This is a genomic window from Paenibacillus sp. JT22N12 (genome assembly GCF_056269365.1).
Map to the genome: position 1 here is coordinate 22246 of NZ_JBWDNU010000022.1, position 16119 is coordinate 38364.

Sequence of the window (16119 nt, forward strand, 5' to 3'; positions counted from 1 at the left end):
ATTCGAAACTTGTTATTGATTAACGACGGCCTGTCTTCTTGTCGTCGTCACCATGTCCTTTGTATACACGTGTCGGCGCGAACTCACCGAGTTTGTGACCAACCATATCTTCCGTTACATAAACCGGTACATGCTTACGACCGTCATAAACAGCGAATGTATGACCGATGAATTGAGGGAAAATGGTTGAACGGCGAGACCAGGTTTTAACAACCGTCTTCTTGTCCGCCTCATTTAGCACTTCAACTTTTTTCAGCAGGTAGCCGTCGATAAACGGACCCTTCTTCAAACTGCGACCCATAGATGATCCTCCCTTCACGCTGGCTTTGCGTGACGCAGCGCGTCACGCGGCGGCGCTCATGCACCTATTACTTCGTACGACGACGAACAATGTATTGGCTCGATGCTTTTTTCTTCTTACGCGTTTTGTAGCCAAGGGTTGGTTTGCCCCATGGAGACATTGGCGATTTACGTCCGATTGGCGCACGGCCTTCACCACCACCATGCGGGTGATCGTTCGGGTTCATAACAACACCACGAACTTCAGGGCGTTTGCCCAGCCAACGGGAACGGCCGGCTTTACCGATTTTCACGAGCTCGTGATCCTCGTTGCCAACAGATCCGATTGTTGCACGGCAGGTTTTCAGAATACGGCGAACTTCACCAGAGGACAAACGGATAACCGCATAGCTTTCCTCTTTACCAAGAAGTTGAGCTTCTGTTCCAGCAGCACGAACCAGCTGTCCGCCTTTGCCAGGCTTCATCTCGATATTGTGGATAACCGTACCAACCGGAATGTTCTCCAGCGGCAATGCGTTACCGACTTTGATATCTGCATCTGCGCCGGACACGATTTGCGAGCCGACTTTCAGACCTTTTGGAGCGATAATGTAGCTTTTTGCACCATCCGCATAGTGGATAAGTGCTATGTTCGAGGTACGGTTCGGATCGTATTCGATCGTCGCAACATTACCTATTACACCATCTTTGTTGCGCTTAAAGTCGATAATCCGGTATTTACGTTTATGGCCGCCACCATGGTGACGAACCGTAATTTTACCTTGATTATTGCGTCCGGCTTTTTTGAAAAGCGGAGCAAGCAACGATTTCTCCGGTGTGCTTGTCGTGATTTCTTCGAACGTCGATACGGACATAGCACGACGAGCTGGAGATGTCGGTTTATACTTCTTAACTGGCACTTCGATTCCCTCCTTAACCGTTATCTTACGGCAAAGCTGATTGCCCGAGGACTACTAGCCTCAGCAATTGGCTTATACCGATTCAAAAAATTCCAGTTCATTGCTTTCCGCGCTCAATTGCACGATAGCTTTTTTCCACTCGGATGTGTATCCGCTGTGGCGACCTTGACGTTTCGGTTTACCCGGAACGCGCATAGTGTTAACACTTGTAACTTTAACTTTGAAAATTTGTTGGATGGCATCTTTGATTTCTGTTTTGTTAGCGCGGATATCCACTTCGAAAACATAACGTTTATTTGCCATAAAGTCACTTGTTTGTTCCGTGATAATCGGGCGCTTGATAAGATCGCGAGGATTTTTCATTACGCAAGCACCTCCTGTACTTTCTCAACTGCCTCTTTGGTAATAATCAGTTTGTCATAAGTCATGACATCCAGAACATTAATGCCATCGGCTGCAACGAATTTGATGCCCGGAATGTTACGGGCAGACAATGCAACATTGTCTTCGTAGTTAGCTGTTACAACAAGTGCTTTACGAGCTACCTTGAGGTTGCCAAGAATCGTTGTGAATTCCTTTGTCTTCGGTTGAGCAAACGCCAATTGATCCAGAACAATGATATCATTGTCGATTACTTTCGAAGATAGAGCCGATTTGATCGCCAGACGACGAACTTTCTTCGGCAGTTTGAAGCTGTAGCTGCGAGGAGTCGGCCCGAAAACCGTTCCACCGCCTACCCATTGTGGTGAGCGTGTGCTACCTTGACGCGCACGGCCCGTACCTTTTTGTTTCCAAGGCTTACGACCGCCGCCACGCACTTCCGAGCGGCCTTTCGTCTTATGCGTGCCTCTGCGAACCGAAGCTTGCTGAAGCAGTACCGCACTATGCAGGACGTGAACGTTTGGCTTGATTCCGAATATCGTTTCGGATAATTCGATATCGCCAACTTGTGAACCGTTCACGCTAAAAATTGCTACTTTCGGCATTTCATGTTCCTCCTTTCTTAAAGGGTTATTTATTTCTTAACCGTGAGTTTTACTTTTACAAAGCTATTTTTAGGGCCCGGAATGGAACCTTTAATGAGCAGTACATTGCGTTCGGCATCAACGCGCACGACTTCAAGATTCTGAATCGTGATCGTTTCATGTCCCATGTGACCTGGAAGGCGTTTGCCCTTTGGTACGCGGTTCGCTTGAATCGAACCCATCGAACCCGGTCCACGATGGTAACGCGATCCGTGAGCCATTGGACCGCGGGTTTGGCCCCAACGTTTGATGTTACCTTGGAATCCTTTACCCTTTGAAATACCTGTTACGTCAACAAATTCGCCCTCAGCGAACAAGTCAGCTTTCAACTGTTGGCCAACTTCATATTCGCCAATGGTAATGCCGCGAATTTCACGAACGTAGCGCTTAGGAGCCGAATCGGCTTTTTTAGCGTGGCCGATTTCCGGCTTAGTCGCTCTTTTTTCTTTCTTGTCTGAGAAACCAAGTTGTACCGCTTCGTAGCCGTCATTTTCTTGGTCTTTCTTCTGTAGAACAACACAAGGTCCTGCTTCGATAACCGTAACCGCGATTACGTTACCTTCAGGAGTAAACACTTGCGTCATACCAAGTTTTTTACCTAAGATACCTTTCATGTTGACACCTCATTTCCTCTCTTGTTTCCGTTATGCAAAAATTACAGTTTAATTTCAATATCGACACCGGATGGCAGATCTAAGCGCATCAATGCATCGACCGTTTGCGGCGTTGGGTTAACAATATCGATCAAACGCTTGTGAGTGCGCATTTCGAATTGCTCCCTTGAATCCTTGTACTTGTGTACCGCACGCAGAATGGTGATGATTTGCTTCTCTGTCGGAAGCGGAATCGGCCCAGATACACCTGCCCCGGAACGTTTCGCAGTTTCTACGATTTTCTCCGCAGACTGGTCAAGAATCCTGTGATCGTACGCTTTCAAGCGTATACGAATCTTTTGCTTTGCCATATAAGTCCCTCCTTCTATCGCCCAATTTAGTATCGGACATACTCCACGAGAAAAACCCGGCACGCCCCTCATGGCAAAGGAGCCGTGTGTGTCGGCAACCTCTCGCATCATCGCAACGTCGCAGACCAACGTTCACTATTATATCTGAATCGTTAGGCGAATGCAACATTATTTTTAGTAAATTGCAGACATATTTCAATCAGTTGGGTTTCTTCTATAATATACATCTTAATTGGAGGGATTTACGATTCAATCTCCTAATTTCAAGCTAACACATTCATCATTGTGCCTCTTTGATATTCTATAGTTCATTAATTACTCACCTGTAGATAATTGATATAAAAAAGCCCCCACCGAGGTGAGGGCTTGATCCAAGACTTGCGGCTAATGCCGCATCGTCTTATTTTTGGATGCTTGCTACTGCGCCGGCGCCTACAGTACGGCCACCTTCACGGATCGAGAAACGAGTTCCATCTTCCAGAGCGATTGGAGCAATCAGCTCAACCGTAACGGTGATGTTGTCGCCAGGCATAACCATTTCAGTTCCTTCTGGCAGGTTGATGATGCCAGTTACGTCCGTTGTACGGAAGTAGAACTGTGGACGGTAACCAGTGAAGAAAGGTTTGTGACGGCCACCCTCTTCTTTAGTAAGAACGTAGATTTGAGCAGTGAAGTTTGTGTGTGGCTTAACCGAACCCGGTTTAGCCAGTACTTGTCCGCGCTCGATATCTTTACGCTCAACACCACGAAGCAATGCGCCGATGTTGTCACCAGCTTGAGCAGAGTCAAGCAGTTTACGGAACATTTCTACGCCCGTAACAACACATTTGCGGCTTTCTTCAGCAAGTCCGATGATTTCAACCTCATCAGATACTTTAACAACGCCACGCTCTACACGGCCAGTTGCAACTGTACCACGGCCTGTGATTGTGAATACATCCTCAACCGGCATAAGGAACGGTTTGGAAACGTCACGCTCAGGAGTCGGGATGTACGTGTCAACTTGCTCGAACAGTTCGATGATTTTGTCAGCCCATGGACCTTCTGGGTTTTGCAGAGCTTCACGAGCAGCACCGCGGATAATCGGCGTGTCGTCGCCTGGGAACTCATATTCATTGAGCAGGTCGCGAACTTCCATCTCAACAAGCTCCAGCAGCTCTTCGTCTTCAACCATATCGCATTTGTTCAGGAAAACAACGATGTAAGGAACGCCTACTTGGCGGGAGAGCAGAATGTGCTCGCGCGTTTGCGGCATTGGACCATCAGATGCGGATACAACGAGGATCGCTCCATCCATTTGTGCAGCACCTGTGATCATGTTCTTAACATAGTCGGCATGTCCAGGACAGTCAACGTGAGCATAGTGACGAGCTGGCGTTTCATACTCAACGTGAGCTGTGGAGATTGTGATACCGCGCTCGCGCTCTTCCGGTGCTTTGTCGATTTGGTCAAATGCAATTGCTGCACCACCATATTTTTTGGAAAGAACGGTCGTGATGGCTGCTGTCAGCGTTGTTTTACCATGGTCAACGTGACCGATTGTACCGATATTAACGTGCGGTTTATTACGTTCAAATTTTGCCTTAGCCATTGAACTAATTCCTCCTTAATATGAAAAGATTGTATATGTGATCGGCCATAATGAGCGAGCCTATTGGGCAGGTCATCATTTGGCCAAAGTACAACTTGTAAGACTTAAGTTGTAAAAGCGATCCTACTAGGATGCGCCTTTGGATTTGGAGATGATCTCTTCCGAAATTGATCTTGGTACTTCTTCATAGTGCGAAAGCTCCATGGAGAAAACACCACGGCCTTGTGTTCCTGAACGCAATGTTGTGGAATATCCAAACATTTCGGATAGAGGCACCTTGGCACGGATGATGAGCGCGCCGTGACGGGCATCCGATCCTTCGATACGGCCGCGACGGGAGCTAAGCATACCCATAACATCGCCCATGTATTCTTCAGGAACGGTTACTTCAACCTTCATGATTGGCTCAAGCAGAACAGGACTACATTTGTCCTTGGCTGCTTTAAGCGCCATCGATCCGGCAATTTTGAACGCCATCTCCGAGGAGTCAACGTCATGGTAAGAACCGTCGACGACAACAGCTTTGATGTCAACAAGCGGGAAGCCTGCAAGAACACCGCTCTTCATTGTTTCTTCGATACCGGCTTGAACAGGGCCAATATATTCCCGCGGAATGGAACCACCGACGGTTTTGTTTTCAAAGATAAAGCCTGTTCCTGGCTCAAGCGGCGAGAATTCAACCCAGCAATGTCCGTATTGACCGCGGCCACCGGATTGACGAACGAATTTACCTTCTACCCTTGCAGGCGTTTTGAAGGTTTCACGGTAAGCAACTTGCGGTTTACCGACATTCGTTTCGACTTTGAATTCACGAAGCATACGGTCTACAAGAATTTCAAGGTGAAGCTCACCCATACCTGCTATAATCGTTTGGCCGGTCTCTTCGTCCGTATGTGCACGGAACGTAGGATCTTCCTCGGACAGCTTCTGAAGAGCGATACCCATTTTATCTTGGTCAGCCTTTGTCTTTGGTTCAACCGCAAGCTGGATAACCGGCTCAGGGAAGTTCATCGACTCCAGAATAACAGGGTTTTTCTCATCACAAAGCGTATCGCCGGTTGTTGTATCTTTCAGACCTACTGCAGCCGCAATGTCACCGGAGTAAACTTCGCTGATCTCTTGACGGGCATTAGCATGCATCTGAAGAATACGGCCGATCCGTTCGCGTTTGCCTTTCGTTGCATTCACAACATACGATCCGGAATTAAGAACGCCGGAATATACGCGGAAGAACGTCAGTTTACCTACGAATGGGTCAGTCATGATTTTGAACGCCAATGCTGCAAAAGGCTCATCATCTGCAGACCTGCGAACTGTCTCGGTTCCATCTTCAAGGTGACCCTTGATATCAGGTACATCGATAGGAGCTGGCAGATAGTCGACAACGGCATCAAGCATTAATTGAACGCCTTTGTTACGGTAAGAGGAACCGCAGATTACCGGGAAAATCTTCACTTCGCAAACACCTTTGCGCAATGTCGCTTTCAACTCGGCAACGCTGATTTCTTCGCCCTCGAGGTATTTCATCGTGAGCTCTTCATCAAGCTCGGCGATTTTCTCAACGAGTTCCAGACGAAGTTCTTCAACTTGATCCTTGTATGCTGCCGGGATTTCAACTTGCTCCGGATCTTTACCGAGATCGTCTTTATATGTGTAAGCGACACGTTCAATCAAGTCGATTACGCCGATAAAGTCATTCTCCGCACCGATTGGCAGTTGAATAGCGACGGCATTTGCGTTGAGACGAAGACGCATATCTCTGATAACATTCAAAAAGTCTGCGCCGATAATATCCATTTTGTTGACATATGCAATCCGCGGTACATTGTAGCGGTCAGCTTGACGCCATACCGTTTCGGACTGCGGCTCAACGCCTTCTTTCGCACTGAAAACCCCTACGGCCCCGTCCAATACACGAAGGGAACGTTCAACCTCAACTGTGAAGTCAACGTGTCCCGGGGTGTCGATAATATTGATGCGGTGACCATGCCATTGTGCAGTTGTAGCAGCGGAAGTAATCGTAATTCCGCGCTCCTGTTCCTGCTCCATCCAGTCCATCGTTGCTGCACCTTCGTGCACTTCACCGATTTTGTGGGTACGGCCTGTGTAGAACAGGATCCGCTCTGTCGTGGTTGTTTTACCGGCATCAATATGCGCCATGATCCCAATATTACGCGTATTTTTCAAGGAGAACTCTCTTGCCATGATTTCGTCTCCTTCCGATTATGCGAATCCTACCAACGGTAGTGGGCGAATGCTTTATTCGCTTCAGCCATTTTGTGTGTATCTTCGCGCTTCTTCACGGACGCACCTGTATTGTTCGATGCATCGATGATTTCAGCAGCCAGACGTTCTTCCATCGTTTTCTCGCCGCGGTTGCGTGAGTAGTTCACGAGCCAACGGAGACCAAGCGCTGTACGACGCTCTGGTTTAACCTCAATCGGTACTTGATAGTTAGAACCACCAACACGGCGGGCTTTAACTTCAAGAACAGGCATGATATTTTTGATGGCCGCTTCGAAAACTTCCATCGGTTCCGAACCTGTGCGTTCGTTGATAAGTTTGAATGCATCATACAGAATGGTTGCGGCAACTCCACGTTTACCATCAAGCATAATACGGTTAATTAAACGAGTTACCAGCTTGCTGTTATATAGCGGATCCGGTAAAACGTCACGTTTTGTAACTGGACCTTTGCGTGGCATATGCAGATCCCCCTTTCTTCAAGTATTCATGAAATAACATTCATAAATCAATCTTATTTTTTTACTTTCGCGCGCTTCGTGCCATATTTGGAACGAGCTTGCTTCCGGTTGTTAACCCCTGCAGTATCGAGCGCTCCGCGAACGATATGATAACGTACCCCCGGTAGATCTTTAACCCGGCCGCCACGAACCAATACGACGCTATGCTCCTGCAAGTTGTGACCGATACCACCGATGTAAGCCGTGATCTCTACGCGGTTCGTCAAACGCACACGTGCATATTTACGAAGTGCAGAGTTCGGTTTTTTTGGTGTCATTGTACCGACACGTGTACATACACCACGTTTTTGAGGCGCGCTTATGTTTGTTTCTTCACGTTTCAGTGCATTGAATCCTCTTTGAAGTGCCGGCGATTTCGATTTAACGACCTTCGCTTCGCGGCCCTTGCGGACTAGTTGATTAATTGTTGGCATGCTGCCACCTCCTTCCCAAAATAATAAAGCAGATTAGAATATTTCGGCTTATTCTAAGCCCACAGATCCAGGCGGTTCATAAAGAAACAAATGAAAGTTCTTGCCGCACAGCTTTCGGGCAAAAACGTTATTTCCTTATTCAATTTCTGGTACTACTGCCGCCATTGCAGCGCCGACTTCAATGCCGCAGGTTTCCCCGAGACCCTTCATCGTGTCCACCCATGAGATAGGCACGCCTGCCGTCGTACAAAGCCGTACAATATCATCCTTCATTCGTGGATCTGTATCTTGCGCAACATAGACAAGAACGGCTTTGCCTTGCTCCACCATCTTAGTCGTCTGTTTACTGCCGATTATAAATTGCATCGTATCCCGTCCTTCCAAGCCAAACCAAATTGCGATACTCATTTAAGAGATAACACAAAATCGGTATGGTTCAAATACAGGGGTTATGCAAGTAGGCACACTACGACATATTAGCACTTCAAGCTGCTTTATGTCAAGCAACTAGCAGCATATTTCGCAGAACGCTTCAGACATCGATCCTTTGGAATAAAATAGGGCAAAAAGCGACGGTGGCACCGTCCAATCGGCGATGCCACCGTCAGCCCTACTTCAAACATATTTGTGTAGTTTGTATCCCGCAGCGGTTGAATATTACGACTCAACCGGTACGATCTCATCCTCAGTTTTTTCGATTGCAGTTTCGATATCATCATCGTAACCTTTAAGCCGAATGCCCCGATAGCGCTGCATCCCAGTACCTGCCGGAATCAGCTTACCGATAATAACATTCTCTTTCAGGCCAAGCAGCTGATCCACTTTTCCCTTTATCGCGGCATCTGTCAGGACACGAGTGGTTTCCTGGAAGGAAGCGGCGGACAAGAAGGAATCTGTCTCAAGCGATGCTTTGGTAATACCGAGCAGAACTGGCTTTGCAACAGCAGGCTCGCGGCCAGAAAGCAAGGCATCACGGTTAGCTGCTTCGTATTCGTGAATATCGACGAATGCACCAGGGAGCAAAGTAGTCTCACCTGCATCGACAATACGAATTTTACGCAGCATCTGCTTGATCATAACCTCAATATGTTTATCGTTGATCTCAACACCCTGGTTCCGATAAACACGTTGAACCTCTTGCAGAATGTAGTTCTGCACGCCGCGGATACCTTTGATGCGAAGCATATCTTTAGGATCGATCGAACCATCTGTCAGCTCGTCTCCCGCTTCAATATGCTTGCCTTTGGCAACGCGGATACGGGAACCATACGTGACTGCATAGACTTTGGATTCTGCTTCACCCTGCACTTCAATCTCACGACGATCTTTTGTCTCGCGGATGTCTTTGATAACACCGTCGAGCTCGGAAATAATCGCTTGACCTTTAGGGTTACGAGCCTCAAACAACTCCTGGATACGCGGCAAACCTTGTGTAATATCATCACCGGCAACACCACCGGTATGGAAGGTACGCATCGTCAGCTGCGTTCCTGGCTCACCGATAGATTGAGCTGCGATGATTCCTACAGCTTCCCCGATCTCAACAAACTTACCTGTTGCCAAGTTGCGTCCGTAACAAATTTTGCATACACCGTGACGGGCGCGGCAGCTTAGAACTGAACGAATTTGCAGTTTTTCAACTCCAGCGGCAATAATTTCCTCCGCTTTGTTGGAATCAATCAATTCGTTGCGATTCAGGATGACTTCGCCTGTAGATGGATTGCGGACAGTTTCGAAGGAGTAACGTCCTTCAATACGGTCGTACAGATCCTCGATAACCTCTTTACCGTCTTGAATTTTGCTGACGGTAAATCCTTTATCCGTCCCACAGTCATCCTCACGAACGATAACATCCTGTGCGACGTCAACCAAACGACGGGTCAAGTAACCCGAGTCAGCCGTACGAAGTGCTGTATCGGCAAGACCTTTACGCGCTCCGTGAGTCGAGATAAAGTACTCGAGAACAGTAAGTCCTTCACGGAAATTCGATTTGATCGGAAGCTCAATGATACGTCCCGATGGATTCGCCATCAGCCCCCGCATCCCGCCCAATTGGGTGATTTGTGATTTATTACCCCGGGCCTTGGAGTCCACCATGAGCATAATGGAATTGTAGCGGTCCATTGATTTCATGAGAACATCCGTGATGGTATCCTTCGTTTTGCTCCAAATTTCAATAACTCGGTCATACCGCTCTTCGTTCGTAATCAAACCACGACGATACTGATTCGATACAACCTTGACTTTCTCTTCCGAATCGGCGAGAATCGCTTTCTTCTCTTCAGGAACGATAACGTCAGATACCGCAACCGTAATCCCTGCACGAGTTGAATACGTAAATCCGAGTTCTTTGATCCGGTCAAGCGTTACCGATGTTTTGGTGGTGTGATACTGTCTGAAGCATTCAGCAATAATCAAACCAAGATACTCTTTACCGACAGCGCCCATCTGTGGAACTTCTTCCATGAATTTGTGCAGATCGGTACCTTTTTCATAAACAAAATATCGATCAGGCGTTCCCTGCAGCAGGTTGACTTTCGTCGGCTCGTTGATATAGGGGAACGTGTCCGGGAATATTTCATTAAAGATAATCTTACCGACCGTAGTGGAAATCAGTGATTTCTGCTGCGCTTCGGTGAAGATCGTCTTGTTCAGCACTTTAACCGGTATAAAGATCCGCGCATGAAGGGAAACAATTCCCCGTTGATAAGAGGAGATCGCTTCGTTCACAGAAGCGAAAACCGAACCGCTTCCTTTGGCTTCTTTATTATCCATAGTCAAATAGTAGCTGCCAAGAACCATATCCTGTGAAGGTGTTACAACCGGTTTTCCGTCTTTCGGATTCAAAATGTTACCCGATGCCAGCATAAGCAGCCGTGCTTCAGCTTGCGCTTCAGCAGAGAGCGGAACGTGAACAGCCATTTGGTCACCATCGAAATCCGCATTGTACGCGGTACATACGAGTGGATGAAGCTTGATGGCGCGGCCTTCAACGAGAATCGGTTCAAACGCTTGGATACCCAAACGGTGAAGCGTAGGGGCACGGTTCAAGAGAACCGGATGCTCCTTGATGACTTCTTCAAGAACATCCCACACCTCAGGGCTGACACGCTCAACTTTGCGTTTGGCACTTTTGATATTATGAGCCAGGCCTTTATTGACCAGCTCTTTCATAACAAACGGCTTAAACAGCTCAAGCGCCATTTCCTTGGGAAGTCCGCATTGGAACATTTTCAGGCTTGGTCCGACAACGATAACCGAACGGCCGGAGTAATCGACACGTTTACCGAGCAAGTTCTGACGGAAACGGCCTTGTTTACCTTTGAGCATATGGCTGAGCGATTTCAAAGGACGGTTACCGGGACCGGTTACCGGACGGCCGCGACGGCCATTATCAATCAGCGCATCAACCGCTTCTTGAAGCATTCTCTTCTCATTTTGCACGATAATATCAGGCGCACCCAAGTCAAGGAGACGTTTCAGACGGTTGTTGCGGTTAATAACGCGACGGTACAGATCATTAAGGTCAGAGGTGGCAAAACGTCCGCCATCCAACTGGACCATCGGGCGAAGCTCAGGAGGAATAACCGGAAGAACATCAAGAATCATCCATTCCGGCATATTGCCGGAGTTGCGGAAAGCTTCAATGACTTCGAGACGTTTAATGGCCCGGTTACGACGCTGACCTTGTGCCGAACGAAGATCTTCCTTCAGCGTTTCAAGCTCGCGTTCGACATCGATATCCTGAAGCAGCTTTTTGACAGCTTCCGCACCCATGCCAGCGTGGAATCCATAGCCATACTTCTCACGGTAGCTGCGGTATTCTTTCTCGGAAAGAAGCTGCTTTTTCTCAAGCGGCGTATCCCCTGGATCCGTTACAACATAAGATGCGAAATAGATAATTTCCTCGAGTGAACGAGGAGACATATCCAAGGCAAGCCCCATGCGGCTTGGAATTCCTTTGAAATACCAGATATGCGATACAGGAGCTGCAAGCTCGATATGCCCCATACGCTCGCGACGAACCTTTGCACGGGTTACTTCAACGCCGCAGCGATCGCAAACGACGCCTTTATAACGAACCCGCTTGTATTTGCCGCAATGACATTCCCAGTCCTTGGTTGGCCCGAAAATTTTCTCGCAGAACAGCCCTTCTTTCTCAGGCTTCAATGTTCTGTAGTTGATTGTTTCCGGTTTTTTAACTTCTCCGCGGGACCAAGAGCGGATTTTATCCGGTGATGCCAAACCAATTTTCATATACTCGAAGTTGTTCACGTCCAACAAGGAGCAACCCTCCTTCGTCATGATTCACTTGTGTGTTACGCAATCAATTTGCCCGTTCAAGCCGGACTTACGCATTGATCGCGCAGTCCGGCTCTGCAACGCCGTGAGGACGCTAATGGCCTGTTATCTTATCCGATCGTACCGATCAACGGTTACTCCACGCCAACTTCCGTACCCTCGAGGTTGAGATTCAGCTTATCGCTTTGTCCGTCATCCTCGTCGTCCATTTCTTTCATTTCAATCTCTTCCTCGTTCTCGCTGAGGATCTTAACGTCCATCCCGAGACTTTGCAACTCCTTGATCAGAACCTTGAACGATTCCGGAACGCCTGGCTCCGGCACATTCTCACCCTTGACAATCGACTCGTAAGTCTTAACACGGCCGACGACATCATCGGACTTGACGGTCAAGATCTCTTGAAGCGTATAGGCTGCTCCGTATGCCTCAAGCGCCCATACCTCCATCTCCCCGAAACGCTGTCCGCCGAATTGAGCTTTACCACCCAACGGCTGCTGTGTAACCAGCGAGTATGGACCTGTTGAACGGGCATGGATTTTATCGTCAACCATGTGAGCCAGCTTGATCATGTACATGACGCCAACTGTGACCTCACGCTCAAACTCCTCACCGGTGCGTCCATCATAAAGCACGGTTTTACCATTGCGCTGCATGCCGGCTTCTTCCATGGCGTTAAATACATCATCCTCACGCGCTCCATCAAATACCGGAGTGGCCGCGTGCATACCGAGAATTTTACAAGCCATGCCAAGATGAACCTCGAGAACTTGACCGATGTTCATCCGCGAAGGTACACCAAGCGGGTTAAGAACAACCTCTACCGGTGTTCCGTCCGGCAGGAACGGCATATCCTCTTCAGGGAGAATACGTGCGATTACCCCTTTGTTACCATGGCGTCCGGCCATTTTATCGCCTTCGGAAATCTTCCGTTTCTGGGCAATGTAAGCACGAACGAGCTGGTTAACGCCAGGCGGCAGTTCGTCGCCATTTTCACGGGTAAACACTTTTACATCGACAACGATACCATCTGTACCATGCGGCACCCGAAGGCTGGTATCCCGAACTTCACGGGCTTTTTCTCCGAAAATCGCGTGCAGCAATCTTTCTTCAGCCGTAAGCTCCGTTACGCCTTTGGGGGTAACTTTGCCTACCAGAATGTCTCCTGCACTGATCTCAGCACCAACCCGGATGATTCCACGCTCATCAAGGTTGCGGAGTGCTTCTTCCCCTACGTTTGGAATATCGCGGGTGATTTCTTCCGGTCCAAGCTTGGTGTCGCGGGCTTCCGATTCATATTCTTCAATGTGGATCGAAGTATACACATCTTCTTTAACCAGCTTCTCGCTGAGCAGGATGGCATCCTCATAGTTGTAGCCTTCCCACGTCATGAACGCGACGACCACGTTGCGTCCAAGCGCGAGTTCACCCATTTCCGTTGAAGGTCCGTCCGCAAGAATATCGCCTTTTTTCACAATATCGCCTTTGCGGCAAAGCGGTCTCTGGTTGATGCAGGTACCTTGGTTGGAACGCATAAATTTATGCAGCTTTTGCTTGATCAGATCGCCTGTAACCGGCTTGCCGTCAATCAATTCAACGCGGCGCAGCCAGATCTCGTTAGCGGACACGCGCTCAATAACGCCGTCATACTTAGCGACAATACAAACGCCTGAATCCTTGGCGGATTTGTGCTCCATTCCTGTTCCGACAAGCGGTGACTTCGGAATGAGAAGCGGAACGGCTTGCCTCTGCATGTTGGATCCCATAAGCGCACGGTTGGAGTCATCGTTCTCAAGGAACGGAATCAAAGCCGTTGCAACGGAAACAACCTGCTTCGGCGAAACATCCATATAGTCAACACGATCGGTTGGCATGGTCAGGATGTTGTCAGCCTGTTTGTTGTAGCGCACAATAACGGAGTCCTCGGCGAATTTACCGCCTTCGGTCAACTGTGCATTCGCCTGAGCGATAACATAGTTGTCTTCCTCATCGGCCGTCAGATATGCGATCTGTTCGGTAACGATAGCCGTCTTCGCATCAACCCAACGGTATGGGGCTTCAATAAACCCATATTCGTTGATTCTGGCAAAGCTCGACAAGGAGTTGATCAACCCGATGTTCGGTCCCTCCGGCGTCTCGATCGGACACATACGGCCGTAGTGAGAGTTATGAACGTCACGGACCTCAAAGCCAGCGCGTTCCCTTGTCAAACCGCCGGGTCCCAAAGCAGACAAACGGCGTTTGTGCGTAAGCTCAGCAAGCGGGTTCGTCTGATCCATAAATTGCGACAGTTGGGAAGACCCGAAGAACTCTTTAATGGACGCAATAACAGGACGTATATTGATGAGCGCCTGCGGTGTAATGGCATTGGCATCCTGGATGGACATCCGCTCGCGAACCACACGTTCCATACGGGACAATCCGATGCGGAACTGATTCTGCAGCAATTCCCCAACCGAACGCAAACGCCGGTTACCCAGATGGTCAATATCATCGGTGCTGCCAACTCCGTGAAGCAAATCAATAAAGTAGTTAATCGACGAAATGATGTCGGCCGGCGTAATATGCTTGACGGCTTTGTCAATCAAGCCGTTGGCAATTACTTTAAGAACTTTTCCGTCATCATTAGGTGAGAATACACTTATAGTTTGTAGAGGAATACTATCTGCATCAAGCACACCATTAGCGACATGGTAAGTCTTGAAGCCAACATTCTTCTCCAAATGAGGAATCAATTCGTCAAGCAAACGCCGGTCAATCATTTGTCCGGTTTCTGCGAGAATCTCTCCCGTTGTTGGATCTACAAGCGTTTCAGCCAAACGTTGATTAAACAAACGGTTTTTGATATGAAGCTTTTTGTTGATTTTGTAACGTCCGACATTTGCCAAATCATAACGTTTCGGGTCAAAGAAACGAGCTACCAGCAAACTCTTGGCATTATCGAGTGTCGGCGGCTCACCTGGACGAAGACGCTCGTAAATTTCGATAAGCGCCTTCTCGGTTGAGTCGGTGTTGTCTTTATCAAGCGTGTTGCGAATATATTCGTCATGCCCAAGCAAATCCAGGATTTCCGCGTCTGTTCCAAAGCCCAGCGAGCGAAGAAGAACCGTAACCGGTATCTTCCGGGTCCGATCGATACGGACATAAACGATGTCCTTCGCGTCGGTTTCAAGCTCCAGCCATGCTCCGCGGTTCGGGATCACCGTAGCCGTGTAGTTTTTCTTACCGTTTTTGTCCACCTTCGTGCTGAAGTAGACGCTAGGTGAGCGAACCAATTGACTGACGATGACACGTTCCGCGCCATTGATTATGAACGTTCCTGTCTCGGTCATCAGCGGAAAATCGCCCATGAACACTTCTTGCTCTTTCACTTCGCCGGTTTCCTTGTTGATAAGCCGGACCTTAACCCGCAGCGGAGCCGCATAGGTTACGTCGCGCTCTTTCGATTCATCGACCGAATATTTCGGCTCGCCCAGCGAGTAATCGATGAATTCAAGCATCAAATTACCTGTAAAATCCTGAATCGGCGAGATATCCTGGAAAAGCTCAAGAAGATCTTTCTCCAAAAATTTCTCGTACGATTTTTGTTGGATTTCAATCAGGTTCGGAACTTCAAGCACCTCGCGAATACGAGCATAGCTTCTGCGCGTGCGTCGACCATACTGAACAAGTTGTCCTGCCAACTTAACCTCACCCCTCATGTCTGCTTCACAGAAAGTGAACGTACATCCTTCAATAAATCACTGTGCTCAGCAGGCAAATTCTGTTGGAAACCAGCAAAAACCGACCGTTCGTCTTGTTTGAGACGCCGATCTTGTGATACTTTCTTTCAAGAAAGAAGGAATTCCCCAAACTTTCTCGAA

General features: G+C 48.3%; 13 protein-coding genes. All 13 read right to left on the reverse strand.

The window, feature by feature from the left end; all coding sequences use genetic code 11:
- Nucleotides 1–19: 19 nt before the first annotated feature.
- On the reverse strand, nucleotides 20–301 hold the full coding sequence (rpsS, locus tag AC0YOA_RS36265) for a 30S ribosomal protein S19 (protein WP_189000472.1): 282 nt from the start codon (nucleotides 299–301) through the stop codon (nucleotides 20–22).
- A gap of 67 nt (nucleotides 302–368) precedes the next feature.
- Nucleotides 369–1199 carry a 50S ribosomal protein L2 gene (rplB, locus tag AC0YOA_RS36270; protein ID WP_475790665.1) on the reverse strand — a complete coding sequence of 277 codons (831 nt, stop codon included), beginning with the start codon at nucleotides 1197–1199 and terminating at the stop codon, nucleotides 369–371.
- A 72-nt stretch (nucleotides 1200–1271) separates the two neighbouring features.
- Entirely contained in the window at nucleotides 1272–1562 is a 291-nt protein-coding gene (rplW, locus tag AC0YOA_RS36275) for a 50S ribosomal protein L23 (protein WP_210046671.1), read from the reverse strand.
- Nucleotides 1562–2185 (reverse strand): 50S ribosomal protein L4, encoded by a 624-nt coding sequence (gene rplD, locus AC0YOA_RS36280; protein ID WP_210046672.1) that lies wholly within the window; start codon nucleotides 2183–2185, stop codon nucleotides 1562–1564. The genes rplW and rplD overlap by 1 nt, the downstream gene beginning before the upstream one ends.
- Nucleotides 2186–2214: 29 nt before the next feature.
- Complete coding sequence (rplC, locus tag AC0YOA_RS36285) at nucleotides 2215–2838, reverse strand: 50S ribosomal protein L3 (RefSeq protein ID WP_210046673.1); 624 nt, start codon at nucleotides 2836–2838, stop codon at nucleotides 2215–2217.
- 41 nt (nucleotides 2839–2879) lie between these two features.
- Nucleotides 2880–3188 (reverse strand): 30S ribosomal protein S10, encoded by a 309-nt coding sequence (gene rpsJ, locus AC0YOA_RS36290; RefSeq protein WP_005544556.1) that lies wholly within the window; start codon nucleotides 3186–3188, stop codon nucleotides 2880–2882.
- A 400-nt stretch (nucleotides 3189–3588) separates the two neighbouring features.
- Nucleotides 3589–4779, reverse strand: coding sequence for an elongation factor Tu (gene tuf / locus AC0YOA_RS36295; protein ID WP_210046674.1), 1191 nt, complete (start codon nucleotides 4777–4779; stop codon nucleotides 3589–3591).
- Nucleotides 4780–4905: 126 nt separating this feature from the next.
- The gene (gene fusA, locus AC0YOA_RS36300; RefSeq protein WP_210046675.1) at nucleotides 4906–6984 is read right to left on the reverse strand and encodes an elongation factor G; all 2079 of its coding nucleotides are present in this window, start codon (nucleotides 6982–6984) and stop codon (nucleotides 4906–4908) included.
- Between the two features lie 29 nt (nucleotides 6985–7013).
- Nucleotides 7014–7484: a 30S ribosomal protein S7 gene (gene rpsG / locus AC0YOA_RS36305; RefSeq protein WP_189000494.1), complete on the reverse strand. Its 471-nt coding sequence runs from the start codon at nucleotides 7482–7484 to the stop codon at nucleotides 7014–7016.
- 53 nt (nucleotides 7485–7537) lie between these two features.
- A complete protein-coding gene (gene rpsL / locus AC0YOA_RS36310) occupies nucleotides 7538–7957 on the reverse strand; it encodes a 30S ribosomal protein S12 (RefSeq protein ID WP_210046676.1) in 420 nt (139 codons plus the stop codon).
- Between the two features lie 135 nt (nucleotides 7958–8092).
- On the reverse strand, nucleotides 8093–8323 hold the full coding sequence (locus AC0YOA_RS36315; RefSeq protein ID WP_210046677.1) for a ribosomal L7Ae/L30e/S12e/Gadd45 family protein: 231 nt from the start codon (nucleotides 8321–8323) through the stop codon (nucleotides 8093–8095).
- Nucleotides 8324–8614: 291 nt separating this feature from the next.
- Nucleotides 8615–12241 carry a DNA-directed RNA polymerase subunit beta' gene (gene rpoC / locus AC0YOA_RS36320; RefSeq protein ID WP_475790666.1) on the reverse strand — a complete coding sequence of 1209 codons (3627 nt, stop codon included), beginning with the start codon at nucleotides 12239–12241 and terminating at the stop codon, nucleotides 8615–8617.
- Nucleotides 12242–12393: 152 nt separating this feature from the next.
- Nucleotides 12394–15957, reverse strand: a complete 3564-nt coding sequence (rpoB, locus tag AC0YOA_RS36325) for a DNA-directed RNA polymerase subunit beta (protein ID WP_475772678.1) — start codon at nucleotides 15955–15957, stop codon at nucleotides 12394–12396.
- Between the last annotated feature and the right edge of the window lie 162 nt (nucleotides 15958–16119).

Excerpts from the sequence above, each read along its gene's own strand:
- fusA (WP_210046675.1), bottom strand. The coding sequence starts at position 6,984 with ATGGCAAGAGAGTTCTCCTTGAAAAATACGCGTAATATTGGGATCATG.
- AC0YOA_RS36315 (WP_210046677.1), bottom strand. The coding sequence starts at position 8,323 with ATGCAATTTATAATCGGCAGTAAACAGACGACTAAGATGGTGGAGCAA.
- rpsG (WP_189000494.1), bottom strand. The coding sequence starts at position 7,484 with ATGCCACGCAAAGGTCCAGTTACAAAACGTGACGTTTTACCGGATCCG.
- rpsJ (WP_005544556.1), bottom strand. The coding sequence starts at position 3,188 with ATGGCAAAGCAAAAGATTCGTATACGCTTGAAAGCGTACGATCACAGG.
- rpoB (WP_475772678.1), bottom strand. The coding sequence starts at position 15,957 with ATGAGGGGTGAGGTTAAGTTGGCAGGACAACTTGTTCAGTATGGTCGA.
- rpsS (WP_189000472.1), bottom strand. The coding sequence starts at position 301 with ATGGGTCGCAGTTTGAAGAAGGGTCCGTTTATCGACGGCTACCTGCTG.
- rplD (WP_210046672.1), bottom strand. The coding sequence starts at position 2,185 with ATGCCGAAAGTAGCAATTTTTAGCGTGAACGGTTCACAAGTTGGCGAT.
- rpsL (WP_210046676.1), bottom strand. The coding sequence starts at position 7,957 with ATGCCAACAATTAATCAACTAGTCCGCAAGGGCCGCGAAGCGAAGGTC.
- tuf (WP_210046674.1), bottom strand. The coding sequence starts at position 4,779 with ATGGCTAAGGCAAAATTTGAACGTAATAAACCGCACGTTAATATCGGT.
- rplW (WP_210046671.1), bottom strand. The coding sequence starts at position 1,562 with ATGAAAAATCCTCGCGATCTTATCAAGCGCCCGATTATCACGGAACAA.
- rplC (WP_210046673.1), bottom strand. The coding sequence starts at position 2,838 with ATGAAAGGTATCTTAGGTAAAAAACTTGGTATGACGCAAGTGTTTACT.